At 53.7% G+C, this 14,594-nt stretch carries 13 protein-coding genes; 4 read left to right on the top strand and 9 right to left on the bottom strand.

The annotated features are described in order from the left end of the window. The 5 genes from fabB to B2R29_RS06545 all read right to left on the bottom strand — a co-directional run. Window positions 1-1,185, bottom strand: a 1,185-nt coding sequence (gene fabB / locus B2R29_RS06565; RefSeq protein WP_301180314.1) for a beta-ketoacyl-ACP synthase I, incomplete at its 3' end; no start/stop codon positions are given. A 151-nt stretch (window positions 1,186-1,336) separates the two neighbouring features. Then, complete coding sequence (locus tag B2R29_RS06560) at window positions 1,337-2,095, bottom strand: phosphatase PAP2 family protein (RefSeq protein WP_301180313.1); 759 nt, start codon at window positions 2,093-2,095, stop codon at window positions 1,337-1,339. Then, window positions 2,092-3,654 carry an ArnT family glycosyltransferase gene (locus B2R29_RS06555; RefSeq protein ID WP_301180312.1) on the bottom strand — a complete coding sequence of 521 codons (1,563 nt, stop codon included), beginning with the start codon at window positions 3,652-3,654 and terminating at the stop codon, window positions 2,092-2,094. Before B2R29_RS06555 ends, B2R29_RS06560 begins: the two co-directional genes overlap by 4 nt. A 7-nt stretch (window positions 3,655-3,661) precedes the next feature. Continuing rightward, window positions 3,662-4,732, bottom strand: coding sequence for a glycosyltransferase family 2 protein (locus B2R29_RS06550; RefSeq protein WP_301180311.1), 1,071 nt, complete (start codon window positions 4,730-4,732; stop codon window positions 3,662-3,664). Window positions 4,733-4,827: 95 nt separating this feature from the next. Then, window positions 4,828-5,742: a lysylphosphatidylglycerol synthase transmembrane domain-containing protein gene (locus B2R29_RS06545; RefSeq protein WP_301180310.1), complete on the bottom strand. Its 915-nt coding sequence runs from the start codon at window positions 5,740-5,742 to the stop codon at window positions 4,828-4,830. A gap of 18 nt (window positions 5,743-5,760) precedes the next feature. Here B2R29_RS06545 and waaC point away from each other — a divergent pair, with 18 nt between their 5' ends. Next, window positions 5,761-6,945 (top strand): lipopolysaccharide heptosyltransferase I, encoded by a 1,185-nt coding sequence (gene waaC / locus B2R29_RS06540; protein WP_301180309.1) that lies wholly within the window; start codon window positions 5,761-5,763, stop codon window positions 6,943-6,945. A gap of 17 nt (window positions 6,946-6,962) precedes the next feature. Here waaC and B2R29_RS06535 read toward each other — a convergent pair whose 3' ends face one another. Next, on the bottom strand, window positions 6,963-8,039 hold the full coding sequence (locus tag B2R29_RS06535) for an AraC family transcriptional regulator (protein WP_301180308.1): 1,077 nt from the start codon (window positions 8,037-8,039) through the stop codon (window positions 6,963-6,965). 208 nt (window positions 8,040-8,247) lie between these two features. Between B2R29_RS06535 and B2R29_RS06530 the strand changes: the two genes are divergently transcribed. After that, window positions 8,248-9,885 (top strand): glycerol-3-phosphate dehydrogenase/oxidase, encoded by a 1,638-nt coding sequence (locus B2R29_RS06530; RefSeq protein WP_301180307.1) that lies wholly within the window; start codon window positions 8,248-8,250, stop codon window positions 9,883-9,885. On the opposite strand, the gene B2R29_RS06525 is transcribed toward B2R29_RS06530, so the two are convergent. Next, window positions 9,865-11,082, bottom strand: coding sequence for an EAL and HDOD domain-containing protein (locus B2R29_RS06525; RefSeq protein WP_301180306.1), 1,218 nt, complete (start codon window positions 11,080-11,082; stop codon window positions 9,865-9,867). The genes B2R29_RS06530 and B2R29_RS06525 overlap by 21 nt on opposite strands. A gap of 154 nt (window positions 11,083-11,236) precedes the next feature. On the opposite strand from B2R29_RS06525, the gene B2R29_RS06520 reads away from it, so the two are divergent. Together B2R29_RS06520 and B2R29_RS06515 are read left to right on the top strand one after the other, a co-directional pair. Beyond that, entirely contained in the window at window positions 11,237-12,184 is a 948-nt protein-coding gene (locus B2R29_RS06520; RefSeq protein WP_301180305.1) for a chemotaxis protein CheV, read from the top strand. A gap of 55 nt (window positions 12,185-12,239) precedes the next feature. After that, window positions 12,240-13,034 carry an MOSC domain-containing protein gene (locus B2R29_RS06515; RefSeq protein ID WP_301180304.1) on the top strand — a complete coding sequence of 265 codons (795 nt, stop codon included), beginning with the start codon at window positions 12,240-12,242 and terminating at the stop codon, window positions 13,032-13,034. Here the strand turns inward: B2R29_RS06515 and B2R29_RS06510 are convergent. Beyond that, window positions 13,026-13,601, bottom strand: coding sequence for a hypothetical protein (locus B2R29_RS06510; protein ID WP_301180303.1), 576 nt, complete (start codon window positions 13,599-13,601; stop codon window positions 13,026-13,028). The two genes, B2R29_RS06515 and B2R29_RS06510, sit on opposite strands and share 9 nt — an antisense overlap. Before the next feature lie 115 nt (window positions 13,602-13,716). Then, window positions 13,717-14,583: an NAD(P)-dependent oxidoreductase gene (locus B2R29_RS06505; protein ID WP_297533278.1), complete on the bottom strand. Its 867-nt coding sequence runs from the start codon at window positions 14,581-14,583 to the stop codon at window positions 13,717-13,719. Window positions 14,584-14,594 lie beyond the last annotated feature (11 nt).

Genomic DNA, 14,594 nt, shown 5'->3' with positions numbered 1-14,594 from the left:
ATTCGTGCCACCAAAGCCAAAGCTGTTTGACATGATCGTCGTCAAACTGGCATCACGGTTTTCGGTCACAAGCGGCACGTCCGCCGCGCCCGGATCGCGTTCAGTAACGTTCGCGCTTCCGGTGATAAAGCCGTCTTTCTGCATTAACAGGCAGTAGATAGCTTCCTGAACACCTGCCGCTCCAAGAGAGTGGCCAGTCAATGATTTGGTTGAGCTGAAAGGGGGCACGTTACCACTGAAGGCACGCTTTACAGCGTCAAGCTCGCAAATATCACCCGCTGGCGTACTGGTGCCGTGGGTGTTCAGATAATCTATGTTCGGGTTGCCGGCCATTTCCAGGGCGTCGCGCATACAGCGTTCGGCACCTTCGCCAGAAGGGGCAACCATGTCTGCGCCATCAGAGGTGGCGCCATAGCCGATAATTTCGGCATAAATAGTGGCACCGCGTTTAACAGCGTGTTCGTATTCTTCGAGTACGACCATTCCCGCTCCACCGGCAATAACAAAACCATCGCGGGTTGCGTCATAAGGGCGTGAGGCCTTATCCGGAGTGTCGTTATACTTTGTTGAAAGAGCACCCATGGCATCAAACTGCATGGTGAGTGTCCAGTGCTCTTCCTCACCGCCGCCAGCAAACATAATGTCCTGCTTACCCCATTGAATAAGCTCCATGGCATTACCGATGCAGTGAGCGCTGGTCGCACAGGCCGAGGTAATGGAGTAGTTCACTCCACGGATAGAAAATGGCGTGGCGAGGTTCGCTGATACGGTGCTGCCCATGGAGCGGGTTACGCGGTATGGGCCTACCCGGCGGATGCCTTTCTCGCGCAAGGTGTCGACAGCTTCGACGATATCGCTTGAGGATGCACCACCAGAGCCTGCAATGAGACCGGTACGTGGGCTGCTGACCATATCGACGCTGAGACCAGCGTCGGCAATGGCTTCTTTCAGTGCAATGTAGGAATATGCAGCAGAATCGCCCATAAAGCGGCGTTGTTTACGATCGATATGGTCATCTGGGCTTATCTGTGGCCGACCGGCAATATGGCTTCTGAAACCGGCTTCTTCATACTCAGGGATATAACGGATACCCGATGTCTGGCCTTTCAGGGAGGTCAGTACCTCTTCCTTATTATTGCCGATGCAACTAACAATTCCTAACCCAGTGATAACGACGCGGCGCATTACGACTAAACCTTGCCTTCTGTTCTGATACCTTAGACACACGTGGGAGGCTCACGGACGCCTCCTCCCACAGAAGCCCATCACTATAAAGCACTGGGCGCCGGGAACAAATCAAAATGTTTGATTTCAGTGGATAGGGGCCGGATTTGGCTCACTTACGCAAAGCAGCGACCGTCTGGCGCCAATATGAGGCAAGTGCCAGCAGGGCAATGACGGCAGCCGCGACAGTCAGGATGCGGGTGTCAGGGTAGCGGCTGTCGTGAAATATCATGGTAACGCAGGTGATGGTCATGAGGCCTGCTGCGAAGCGTTCAAGGCCTTTACCTTGTAGCCACCAGATCTCGTCAGTCAGCTTTTGGGCGATCAATGCGAAGATCAGACCTGCAGCAGAGCCGACGAGGATGTCGAGCGGCCAATGCGCGCCGACAGCTGCGCGACTGATCGCGGCGGTTAAGGCAATCACAAGGAGTGCAATCGTGCCACTCAAGCTACGCATGTTGAGAGCGAGTAAGCCGGCGGTCGCCAGTGCCGTGAAGGAGTGTCCGGATGGGAAGGCGTGGTTTTTTACAACTGGACCAATGACCTTGAACATGTCGGCATCCAATACGGCAGGGGGACGTGGTATCTCAAGCAGGTTCTTCAGGCCATGAACAAACAAAGCGCCGATAATCAGTAGTACAAACCCAGAGTTGAAAATATGTGGGTATCGGCTGGCAACAAGCGCAATGACGGCAACGGCAAACAAGGTGTCTGCTACGAAGGTCATGTTGGCCCAAAAGGCATCCGGCAGTACACCAGCATTGGCGTTGAACCAGAGGAAGATTTCTTGATTAGAGCCTTGCGACGTTACGCCAGCTGCTAAAACAAGCAGTATCATGGCGAGGCTGATCAGCAGGGTATCGGTCTTCATTCGGTTGCTTCGCTTGTTGGTTGTTCGCCGCTGTGGCGAATAATCATGATTGGGCCTGATTGATAGAGCACATCAAATGGGTGCTCAATCCGTTTCACTCTGTCTTCGCGGGCGAAGCCGACCTCGCCTGGTTGCAGACGGCGACGCTCTGTCCAGGTATCGAGATAAACGTTAAAGCTTGGCATGTCGATTGATTGCGTCACTACCGGTTCGCCCAGCTCTTTGGCAAACATTGCAGCTTCCCAGACCGGGCGCTGCTGGGTTTCACTGAAGGTCGGGATGAACAGGAACCAAAGCAGAACAGACTGCACGACACCCGCCAGTACAAGGCCAAACCAGGGGCTGAAGCGCTTCCAGAAAATAAACGCAAGCGCGACGAGCGTCCCCAGCCCCGCCAGAATCACGAAGTCGGTATTGAAGTACTCGGCCGCACGCTGTGCTGTGGCGATCTCAATGGGGTTGGTCAGTCGCGCCTCGACGATTGGGATCAATAATGGGAAGGCAACCATAAGGCCAAACAGAATCAGCGGAAAGACGGCGGCCAGTACCCGGCTCTGTAGCCAGTTGCGGTAACGCGCCATCAGAATAACCAGCGGTGTCACACCATAGAGGATGTAGTGCGGCAGCTTCGTGCTGGCGAGACTGAATAATACCAGGACGACCAGAAACCAGATCCACAAGAAGCGATTCAGATGGTCGCCACCGGTCAGCGTGGTTTTGATGGAAGGCAGTATGCGAATCATCAGCCCTCCAAACGGTGCGAGTATGAAAGGCAACACCATTGGGTAAAACAGCAAGCCACCATCGTGTCCTTCCATGGCGTTGTTGAAGCGATTGACGTTGTGTTTCATGAAGAAACCGTCAATGAACTCCTGACCGTGGATCTGATAGGCCGCGATGTACCAGGGAGCTGCGATCAACAGGAATATAATCCAGCCGGGGATGTAGAAGATGGCACGCAGGAATTCCTGGCGGTAACCACTGCTCAGGTAGAACAATCCTCCGGCCAAAAATGGGATGGCAACTGCCACCGGGCCTTTGGTGAGAGTGCCCAAAGCCATCAACACATAAATGCCGACCAGCAGACCTCGGGATGGCGCCTGAGAATACAGATACATGGCAAGCATCGTGGTTGCCAGTATCATGTTGAGAAGCCCGTCTGCAGTGGCAACGTGTGTGATCGCATTGATGCCAGCGGCAGTGGCAGCTATGAGTGCAGCGGCAATGGCCGTCTGTTGGTCAGTCACGCGGCGTGTGAAGGCAAATATTGCCAGCACCCAAAGAATCCCTGCCAGTGCGGATGGAAGGCGGAATACCCAGACATCGGTGCCGAATGCTGCAACCGACGCGGCCTGAAGCCAGTAGATCAGGATGGGTTTATCAAAACGTATGCGGTCGTTGAGGTAGGTGGTAATGAAATCACCACGCTCAAACATCCCCCGTGTCGCTTCGCTGAATGCGCCTTCATCGTGGTCAAACAGCAGGAAGCCGTTGAGGTTCATGGTCATCAGAACGACGACAAACCCCAACAGCCAGAGAGGCAGTGCAGTGCGGCTCATAAAGAAATCAACTGGTCGATGAGTTCGTTGTCCCGGATGCGCTGGTGTCAGGTGCCTGGGCTGACTCGCTGGCTGCGGCCCAGTCATCGTCACTTGCAGGTACTTCGTCGTCTCTGTGGTAGATAACGTACTGCTCGCGCTTCGATGATTCAAAATACGTGCGGGAGATCAGTTCTGAGAGTACACCCGTAGTCAGGAATTGGAGCGATGCAATCAGGAAGACGATCGCGATCAGGAAGAGTGGCCGGCCGCCTATGTCTTCGCCCATGGCGAATTTAACAATCGCGAGATAGACCAGCAGTAATGAGCTTACCGATCCCAGTGCCAGGCCGATCGAGCCGAAAAAGTGACCCGGGCGGGCGCGGTAACGCATGAAAAAGTAAACAGAAAGCAGGTCCAGGATCACCCGGAAAGTACGCGAAATGCCGTACTTCGATTCGCCGGCGGTGCGAGCGTTGTGGTTAACCACAATTTCGCCGATACGGCTTGGTGGTACAACAGCGGCCACCCAGGCTGGGATAAAGCGGTGCATTTCGCCGTACAGACGGACCTGCTTGATGACGGACGACTTGTAGATTTTCAGAGAACAGCCGTAGTCGTTGATGCGTACACCTGTGATTTTACCAATCAGACGGTTAGCAATACGTGATGGAATCTTACGCAGGAACAGGTCGTCCTTACGGTTTTTGCGCCAGCCGGTCAACAGGTCGAGGTCGCGTTCGATCAGGTGGTCAACCATGCGTGGTATATCGCCCGGGTCATTCTGCAGGTCACCGTCGAGCGTTGCGATCAGGTCGCCACGGGCTTCGCCGATACCCGCCTGCATCGCAGCTGTCTGACCGAAGTTTCGGCGCAGCTCAATAACACGCACATGACGACCGTACTGGTCAGCTTCGCGTTGCAGGGCCTGAGGTGTGCCGTCAGTCGAACCGTCGTCGACGACCAGTAGCTCCCACTTACCTTGGTAAGTAGACAGAGCATTGTGAACCGCTTCCACCATGGGTTTTGCATTTTCTATTTCGTTATACATAGGAATAACGATTGAGAGAGATGGCTTGGCGTTTTTTGCCTCAGTCAAGGGAGATACCACGCTTAGTCTTAAGAAAGTCGTGCGCGATGATACCGGAAACTCGTACCCGGTAAAATAACTGCTTCCCTCAGAATCCGGCTGCTTCAGTGCTTAATCACCGAACGCTGAGTTGCAAGCGTCAGTATTCCCGTGAGGATAAAGGTGCTGCCGAGTACGAACAGGTGCAGGTTTACCGCTGCTGCAAGAGCTGGGCCGCTCTCGATCCCCCAGGGGAGGAGGCCAGCCAGTACACCGGCTTCGTAGGTTCCAGCGCCCGCCAGTCCGTGAATTGGCAGTACTGAGCTGAGTTCGCCCGTAGTGGCGCCGCTCCAGCTTGCGCTGAGAGTCAGCCCAGTGAAGGCACTGAGTAACCAACTGAAGACAGCGAGTTTTACTACCCAGTTGATGATGGTCCAGAGCAGGGCGCGGATAAAAGTGAAGGGGTTGTCTGGCAAAGCTGTCATTAATTCCAGCACTTTGGCTTTCCAGCCCTGACCGGTTTGCAGATGTTTACGCACCATTTCCTGTAAAACGAGAGCGAGTAGCGGTGCGGCGAGTACAGCTCCCGCCAGTGCGTAGCGTATTTCCTCTCCCCATGGCATCAGGCTTTGCAGACTTATGAAGGCCAGGGCGAGCAGAACGTAGAGGTCGAGCAGCCTGAGCCAGAGCAGTGCAGGCCCGGAATGTCGGTAAGGAACCTGATACTGCTGTTTCATCAGGAGCGGGAAGGTCGCTTCACCGCTGCGCATAGGCAAAAGGTTGTTAAAAAAATTATGAAGTACTGTAATTCTTAAAAGGGGAGTGAACTGACCCTTGGTGTAGCTGCCAAAAAAATCGTAGAAACGCAGGGCCCTCAAAAGATAACTGACGAGCATCAGTGCCAGCGCGATAATAAGCTGGCGAGGTTCAATGGTTTGCCAGCTCTCGGCAACGTTAGCCCATCCATAATGTGCCTCTACTAACCAGACCAGGCCTAATAATAAGGCCGTACCCAGCCAGAATTTCCAAGATTTCAACACGAGAAGAAGAGTCCTGTTATGAAGCAGGCGCGTATTCTCTATGTTGAAAACCCATGTGGCAATACCGGGGAAACCCGCGGCGTTTATTCGCATCTGTTGCGCTTTGTGTCATTCCGCTACAATTTGCCCATGTTCGCGCCTGAATCGTCAGGCTTACTGCCCGTTGTTGGAGAAACTCAGTTGAAAGTTCTGTTGGTTAAAACATCGTCTCTTGGAGATGTATTTCATACGCTACCTGCGGTGCAGGACGCGTTCCGGCAGGTGCCCGATATTGAATTTCACTGGGTCGTTGAGGAAGGTTTCAGCGAAGTGCCCGAATGGCACCCGGCAGTCACCCGTGTGATTCCGGTTGCGTGGCGACGTTGGCGTAAGTCGTTAAAAGACCCGGCAGTGCGTGCAGAAATGAAGGCCTTTTATCGTTCAATTCGAAAAGAAAAGTACGACCTGGTTCTTGATGCTCAAGGTCTCATAAAAAGTGCTGTCTTTACCCGTCTGGCGCGCGGGACCAAAGCTGGCCTTGATCGTGCGAGCCTGCGAGAGCCACTTGCGGCTCTCGCGTACAAACGTCGTATTCGTGTGCCTAAGGGCCAGCACGCGATTCTCCGAACGCGTCAGTTATTTGCCCGGGCACTGAACTACCGGCTGCCCGAACAACTGGCTTACGGCATTGATAAGTCTCGTTGGCAGCGGCCTGATATTGAAGGTGAGTATTGGGTATTTCTTCATGGAACAACATGGGTAACAAAGCTGTGGCCTGAGGCCTACTGGCGTTCGCTGGCTGAGTTGGGCGTTGCTCAGGGCAAGAAAGTGGTCTTGCTCTGGGGGAATGACGAAGAGCGTGAACGGGCTGAGCGCATTGTTGATGGTATCGAGGGTGCTCAGGTGCTTCCGCGAATGCCGTTGAATGAAGTCAGTGCCTGGCTTGCCTATGCAGAGGGCGTCGTCGGTGTGGACTCTGGCTTGTCTCATCTGGCCGCAGCCATGGAAACGGGAATGATCGCTATCTTTGGATCAACCGATGCCACTCTGACGGGGGTACTGGGGCCGCACTGTGAAATCATTAAGAGTGATCTCGAATGTGCGCCATGTCGCTCGAAGCAGTGTCTGCTGAATGAGCCCGGCGACATTCAGCCGCCATGCTATCGAGAAATCACCCCCGAGCGGGTGAAAGATCAGTTACTGATACAAATCAGCGAGGCCTGAGTCGGCCTAATATTTCTTCAGGCGCTGCGTGCCTGGCGGGCAGATTGCTCCATCGAAGTGTTCAGTTCCCGACGACGGAATTCACCCGGCGAAATCCCAGTCCAGGTCTTGAAGCGGCGTTGGAACGAACGCGGTTCAGTGAACCCCAGTCGCAACGCGATGTCCGATACGGACCATTCTTTTGTTGTCAGCCATTCCTGAGACAGTTCGAGTCGGAGTTCGTCGAGAATCTGCTGATAAGATGACTCTGCCTCCAGAAGGCGTCGCTGCAGGGTGCGCTCAGACATGCCCAGTTGGCTTGCTACACGCTCACGTCGAGGGATCGTTCTTTCCATCATGTTCTGCAGGGTAGAGCGTACCTGGATGACGACAGGGTCACACTGTTGCAGTTCCTGATGCTGCTTTTCTGCCTGCTCTTGCAGCGTTTTAAGCAGTGTTGGGTCGGGATGGCGAATCGGCAGGTCCATCAGTGATGCGTCAAACTCCATAACGTTTACTCCTGAATCAAAGATCAGTTCGCAGCGGAAGTATTCTTGATAGCGCTCAAGGGTTTCCGCCGGTGGGGCTTTGTGTTCGAAATAGATTCTTATCGGTCCGATATCGTCCCGGCCGGTTACCCAGCGCGCGTACTCGACGGTCGTGGCCAGATATTCATCAATCAGATGAGGGCGGACCAGTGGATCGCGGCAATAGCAGTTCCAGCGTACTGAGACGATGTGTTCACCTTCGGCGAGGTCTGTTGTGCCCAGATTGCCAATAAGTGCTTCATAGCGAGGCACCAGGCGGAAGGCTTCACCGCCACTTTGACAATTCATGATCAGATAGCCGACCAGACCAAATGCGCCTGGTGCGACATAGCGGGCGCTCTTGAAACCAAATTCAGGATCGCCTGCCTTAGTAATCATCCAGCGCATCATCGCTTCGAAATCGCAGGCTTCGACTCTTGCCAGGCGATTATCAAGTACTCCGTGATTAACAGAGCATGCGTTGAGTACATCGGTTGGCGCTATGCCGTAGTCCTGCGCTGTACGTAGAAACAGACGTACGAACGCCGACGACACTGTGCCGGGGACATAATTATTATTCTTGTTCATAAGCTCTTCCATGTATCTGGAACATTCTGTGTCAGAACCGCACCTAACGGGTAGATCAGCAGAAACATAGGATGATCGTTATACTGGTTTAACGCTTCGTGTGCGGCAAGCACATGTGTGTTACAGAATGTTAGTGCCCGGTTACATAGTTTCCGTCGCTTTCATTTCTGACACGGGATGGCGCAGAATGCTCAAAAGGGGGAGATCTATGTCCATAATTGATTGGAAGTCTGGTGGAAGAGAGCGCAGCTGGCGTGCTCTGACCGAGAATACACATTGGGATATTGTCATCGCTGGTGGTGGTGTCACCGGCGCGGGAGTGGCCAGAGAAGCGGCCCGGCGAGGCCTGCGTGTGTTACTTGTTGATCGCCAGGACTTTTCCTGGGGGACCTCCAGTCGCTCTTCAAAAATGGTTCACGGTGGACTTCGTTATATCGCCCAGGGCGATGTGCGCACAACGCTGCATTCTGTAAAAGAGCGCGAGCGGCTGATGCAGGAAGCCCCGGGGTTGGTGGATCTTATGCCGTATATGATGCCGCACTACGAAGGGCGTTTTCCGGGGCGGTTTGCATTCGGCATGTTGCTTAAGGTTTATGATCTGCTGGCCCGCCGGAAATACCATACCTTTCATGGCGCCGCCGCTATTCGTGAACGATATCCGTTCATCAACCCGGAGGGACTTGCGGGTGCATCGGAGTTTGCGGATGCCGTCACGGATGACAGTCGTCTGGTGATGCGTATCCTCCATGAAGCCCGTCGTGATGGGGCTGAGGTAATCAATTACGTCGCGGTTGACGGTACCGAGCAGAATGCTGACAGCGTCACTGTTACGCTGAGAGACACGATCGGAGGAGCGAGCTGCAAAGTATCGGCTTCGGTACTGGTGAATGCGACAGGCGTCTGGGTTAATGAGTTACGGGAGCAACTGGGCCAGAGTGCTGATGTGCGTCCGGCACGTGGCAGTCACATTGTGATTCCGGCAGAGCGCTTACCAGTGGATGTTTCTTTCACAATTCTCCACCCTGAGGATCAGCGACCGATCTTTGTCTATCCGTGGGAAGGCCGGACAGTGATTGGCACAACCGATCTCGATCATCCTAAACCCGACAATGGTGAAGTAGGTATTACCCGCCGTGAGATGGATTACCTTCTTGCTCTGGCTGCGTTTCAGTTTCCCGCAGCCGGTATTCAGGAACAGGACGTGATCTCAAGCTGGGCGGGTGTTCGTCCATTGGTTGCCAGTGGTGCGAAAAACAGTTCAAAAGAAAGCCGCGATCATACCGTCTGGAAGGATGGTCGCGTGGTGTCTGTCAGTGGCGGCAAGCTGACAACGTTTCGTCTGATTGCTCTGGACGTTCTGAAAGAAGCTCGGGATGAGCTACCCGAATACGACGTTGATAAGAAAGCCCCGGTGTTCAGCAAAACAGAGACGAGCGTAGCTTCTCTTGTCGGTGAAGAGATGGCGCACCGCCTGGCAGGATTTTACGGTCAGGATGCGGCTGAAATCATTAGGACAGCCAAGGCACATGGTGGCGCTGCGGATCTCCAGTCTATTCCGGGAACGCACGCATGTTGGGCAGAATTGCGTTGGCAGGCCGCGAGTGAGGCGGTTGTGCATCTCGATGACTTATTGCTGCGCCGCAATCGCCTGGGTCTGTTGCTCAAGAATGGCGGTCTGGATTTACTCCCTGAGCTTAAGGAACGACTTCAGCCCATGCTGGGTTGGTCTGATGAGCACTGGGCGGCAGAGGTAGAGCGCTACCGCCGCCTGTGGATGCAATACTATTCACTGCCATCGGCTCAGTCTGAGCAGGCTGCGAACCTGTCAGAGGCTGAGATCGCCTGATTGATGCGAAACCGTATGGATAGCTTGTTCGATGCTGGCTTCCAGTTCACCTGGTGAAACATCAAGTGAGGCCCAGTCGATGGCGTCGGCTGCGCCTTTTTCCCACTGCAACAGTGCTTTCAGGTGCTTACCGTAGGGACCAGCATTTTCGGTGATTGCTTGGGTCAGCTCTTTGGGCAGATTGACCCGGGCACAGACTTCGTCGATAGGCATATCCAGCATGGCGTCAAGTAACGAGAACAGCCCAAGAGTGAATGCGGTATCGGGCTCCATCGTCTTAGTGACCGAGGACAGATTCTGCATCAGGTAGCCACGAAACAGGGCCTGCTGTTGCAGGATGGCTGGTTTGTCCGAGAGTTTGCCAAGGGCCAGAAGGTTCGCCCAGTTACGTATACGATTGAGGCCAAGTGCAGTAGCTGCTCTCTGCAGGCTTGTAATTGAGGATCCCTGGTTCACCTGAGGGGAGTTAGCCATCTGTAACAAACGATAACTTAATTGAGGGTCGCGGCGCACAGTATCGACAATATCGTCGAAGTCAGCTTCTTCCTGATTTAGTGCTCCTAAGAGCTGCATGACAGCAATATGGGAGTCGGGTGTCCGGCGTCCGAACAGAACGGCGGGCTTCGAGAAAAAATAGCCTTGGAATAAGTCGTAGCCTGCAGCTCTGCAGTGCTCGAACTCCTCGTAGGTTTCTACCTTCTCCGCCAGCCAGATAAGGCCTTCGCGGTGAAATTCATTGCGGACCGCACTGGCAGCATCAAGCGAGCCAACCGCAGGGAGGTCAACTTTAACAATGTCGGCGTATTTCAGCCACGCCGCTTGAGCTTCATCGCCAGTGAAATCGTCGACGGCAATGCGGAAGCCTTGCTGTTTCAGGCGAATAACGGCATTTATGTTCTTGTCTGTCGCTGGGATATGTTCCAGTAGCTCAATCACCATCTCGTCTGGTGACAGCGGCAGGTCGATGCTCAGGAAGTCTGCTGTGAAGTTAACGAAGGCAGGCCTTCCTCCCGTGACAAGTGCCATGCCAATCTCATGAATCGCACCAATTACGACTTCGGTGGTCGCGCTGTTGCCATGTGCGTCTTGCCAGGCCTCTGTTGCATCAGGAATTGGCCTGCACAGTAGCTCGTAGGCATAAATAGCTTTGTCTCTGTCCAGAATGGGCTGTCGGGCCAGTAGTGGGCGGTCTTGCATGCGTAGTCCTGACTGTTTTATTGCGCCTTATCGACACCTGTCGCGCCGGAGCGCACGTTTGTCCGGTAATTAAAGTAAGTGTAGCTGGTATTTTGTTCTGCGTTTTGGTGATGCTTGACTACACTTTTCTGAGTAACGAAGTCCGGAGTAGATTATGAGCAACGTACTCAGCAGTGTTGACGCCCGAACCCAGCTCGTTGGGCAGAACAGGCTGGAACTACTGCTGTTCCATTTGGGTGGCCAGCAATACTTTGCAATCAATGTGTTCAAGGTTCAAGAGGTCATGCGCCTGCCCGACCTGACTAAGATTCCGGACAGCCATCCATGTATTCGCGGTGTCTGCCATGTCAGAGGCCAGACGGTGCCGGTAGTTGATCTCAGGGCGGCGGTGAAAATGGGCCCGATGACAGGGGATACCAGCAACTGCAATATTATTGTTACTGAATACAACATGACCATTCAGGCGTTTCTTGTGGGGGGGGTCGACCGCATTGTAAACATGAACTGGAATGAGATTCTGCCTCCCCCCGGAGGAGCGGGCCGCCAGCACTACCTGACTGCTATTACCCGGATTGATGAACGCATTGTTGAGATTATTGACGTCGAGAAAGTTCTTGCTGAAATCAGCCCTTACGAGCTGGAGTTGACCGAAGATGCGTATGATCGCGACCTGCTTGAGCAGGTGCGTGGTAAAGACATCCTGATCGTTGATGACTCGAATGTTGCTCTGGAGCAGATGAAAAATGTGATCGCGCCGATGGGCCTCAATATTGTTCAGGCAAGGAATGGTCTGGAAGCCTATCAGACACTGATGCACTGGAAGCAGGAGGGGCGTGATATACGCGACCGCCTGTTGATGATTATTACGGACGCAGAGATGCCCGAAATGGATGGGTATATGCTGACGACTGAAATACGCCAGGACCCTGAGTTAAAAGATACCTTTGTGATTCTACACACGTCGCTGTCCGGTAACTTTAATAAAGCCATGGTCGAGAAAGTCGGTTGTGATGGCTTTCTATCGAAATTCAAACCGCACAGTCTGGCCGAAGAAGTGCAGAAACTGATTCGTATGAAAGTCGAGCAATCCAGCGCTGGTTAACGGCATATACCTGTCAGAATCCGACGTATACACTACAGGGCTCTAAGGAGCCCTTATGAAAATTTCCCGCCTGTTTGTTTATCCCGTTAAGTCCTGTGCCGGAATTGAGGTCGACGCGTTGAGCTTCGATGAAAATGGCCCCCAGGGGGATCGACGTTTTGTTATAGCGTCCCCTGAAGGTGACTTTCTCACCCAGCGTGAACTGCCAGCCATGGCGCGTATTCAACCTCGGTTCGAGCGCGATGAACTCGTACTTTCTTACCCTGAGAGGGCAGAGATTCGTGTATCAATGAAGTCATCGTCAGAGCCACAGCGTGTCCGTATATGGAGCGATGAAGTAACAGGCGTTGATTGTGGGGATAATGTTAGTGTCTGGTTGACCGATATTCTGGGGCAGACAGTTCGGTTATTCATGCTTCCTGACAACAACCCTCGCCGGGCAGATAGCCAATACGCGCCGAAGGATACGGCTGTTGGGTACGCCGATGGTTTTCCGCTTCTCATTGTTACTCAGGAGAGCCTGGATGCCCTAAGCGAGCTTGCAAAGTTGCCGGTCGATGTCCGGCGTTTTCGCCCGAATGTGGTGATTGAGGGAGCCGCTTCAGCATTTGATGAACGTGAATGGGCGGCGCTGATGACACCTGAGGGAAACCGGTTACCACTAGTTAAGCCTTGCGAACGATGTGTTATCCCAACGCGTGATCCGGACACGCTGGAGCGCAGTCCCGAGGTGATGAGCGCACTTAAAACCCTCTGCAGGCTGGATGGGAAAATAATATTTGGGCAGAACGCGCTGTTCAATGGTCAGCGCCTCAGTGTTGGTGAGGCGCTTTCGGTAGTATCAGAATAGTTCGATGTCGTCATCGGTACCGAAGGTATCGTCCATCGGCTTGTTGAAGTGGTGATGATAGATTTCCAGTGCTTCTGCGATGGAGCGGCCCGCGAGGATGTGCTCGAACATAATACGCTCAGCTTCCATGGTGTAGTTGGCTTTGATTTCGGTTTGCAGCTGAACCCATTCTTTTTCGATATAGCGCCCTTTAGGGTCGCTTATCAGGTGGCCCATCTTTTCAAGGCTTTCACCAACGTGTTCCATGCGCTGTGACAGACGGTCGTAAAACTGGAAGGCGACCACCGCTTTGCCGACTTCCTGATGAATGATTTCAGCAGCGTCTTTAATGTCTTGCGGAGCGTCCGGGTCTACCTTTGCGAAATGATCCAGCAGCAGGCGCGATTTGCTGGCGATCGAGGTGAAGCTGTGCGTCAGCGTATCCACTGAGTCATTGCCTTCCTTCATCGAGGTGTCGATCTGTGCAACGGCAAGTGCCAGTAAGGTAAGTGTCTCGCCTATCTGGCTCCAGTTCAGCTGGTCGTCCGGGACGGAGCGGCTGAGAGAATGTCGTTCAAGTTGCGCCATGGAGTTCGCATCCGGAAAAGGTTTGAACTTAGCTTAGTACAAGTACGCACCGGAGCCAGTCATAACAGTGTAAGTCATGCAATAGTCAGGTTCTGTGTCCTTCTGGCTCTTGCTTTTATTCGCGCTTCTGTAGTCGTAAAAGCAGGGATGACGTGTCTTTATGGCCGTTGCCATCCGATTCGAGTTGTTGGTAATAGCTATCCACAATCTCGGTGATGGGCAGAGAAACGCCTTCAGCTCTGGCTTCGTGGAGGCAGATTTGCAGGTCCTTGTGCATTAGCGAGACAGCAAATCCGTGGTCGTAGTCGCCGTCTATCATGGTTTGGTGGCGGTTGATCAGTTGCCAGCTACTGGCGGCGCCTTGCCCGACAAGCTCCATGACCTTCTTTGGATCAAGGCCGCTTTCCTGAGCGAAGTGGATCCCTTCGGCCAGAGACTGAATCAGTCCGGCGACACAGATCTGATTGACCATCTTGGTCTTCTGGCCACAGCCCGGATCGCCCATGTGCGCAATGGCTTTGGTGTATGGTGCTGTGAGATCTACCAGTCGCTCGTAGGCGTTGGAATCACATCCCGCCATAAGTGATAACTGACCATTCTGAGCACCTTGCTGACCGCCTGATACGGGAACATCACAGAAATATACGCCATTCTCTGAGGCTTCGGCGGCCATCCGTTCGGCCAGGCCTGCACTCGTGGTGCTGTGATCGACGATCAGTGCACCCGGCTTGAGTTGATTTATTATACCGTTATCTATCAGCCACTCTTCGACGTCTTCATCCCGGCTCACGCAGAGTATGACAGCGTCCGTCTGCACGGGGAGGGTAGAGGGCGTTGCTAATGCCTGCCCCTGGTTGCTGGCGAGCCACTGGGCAACCTTGGCAGGGCTGCGGTTTGCTACGGTCAGGGAGTGGCCTGCGCTGGCGAGGTGCGCAGCCATGGGGGCGCCCATATTGCCAAGGCCGATAAAGAGAATATTCACGGGGTATCCTT

It is taken from the genome of Thalassolituus sp. UBA3500 (genome assembly GCF_002377545.1).
Lineage (GTDB): Bacteria > Pseudomonadota > Gammaproteobacteria > Pseudomonadales > Oceanobacteraceae > Thalassolituus.
Note: the sequence above shows the minus strand (reverse complement) of the source record. Positions and strands in the feature narration are given on the sequence as shown.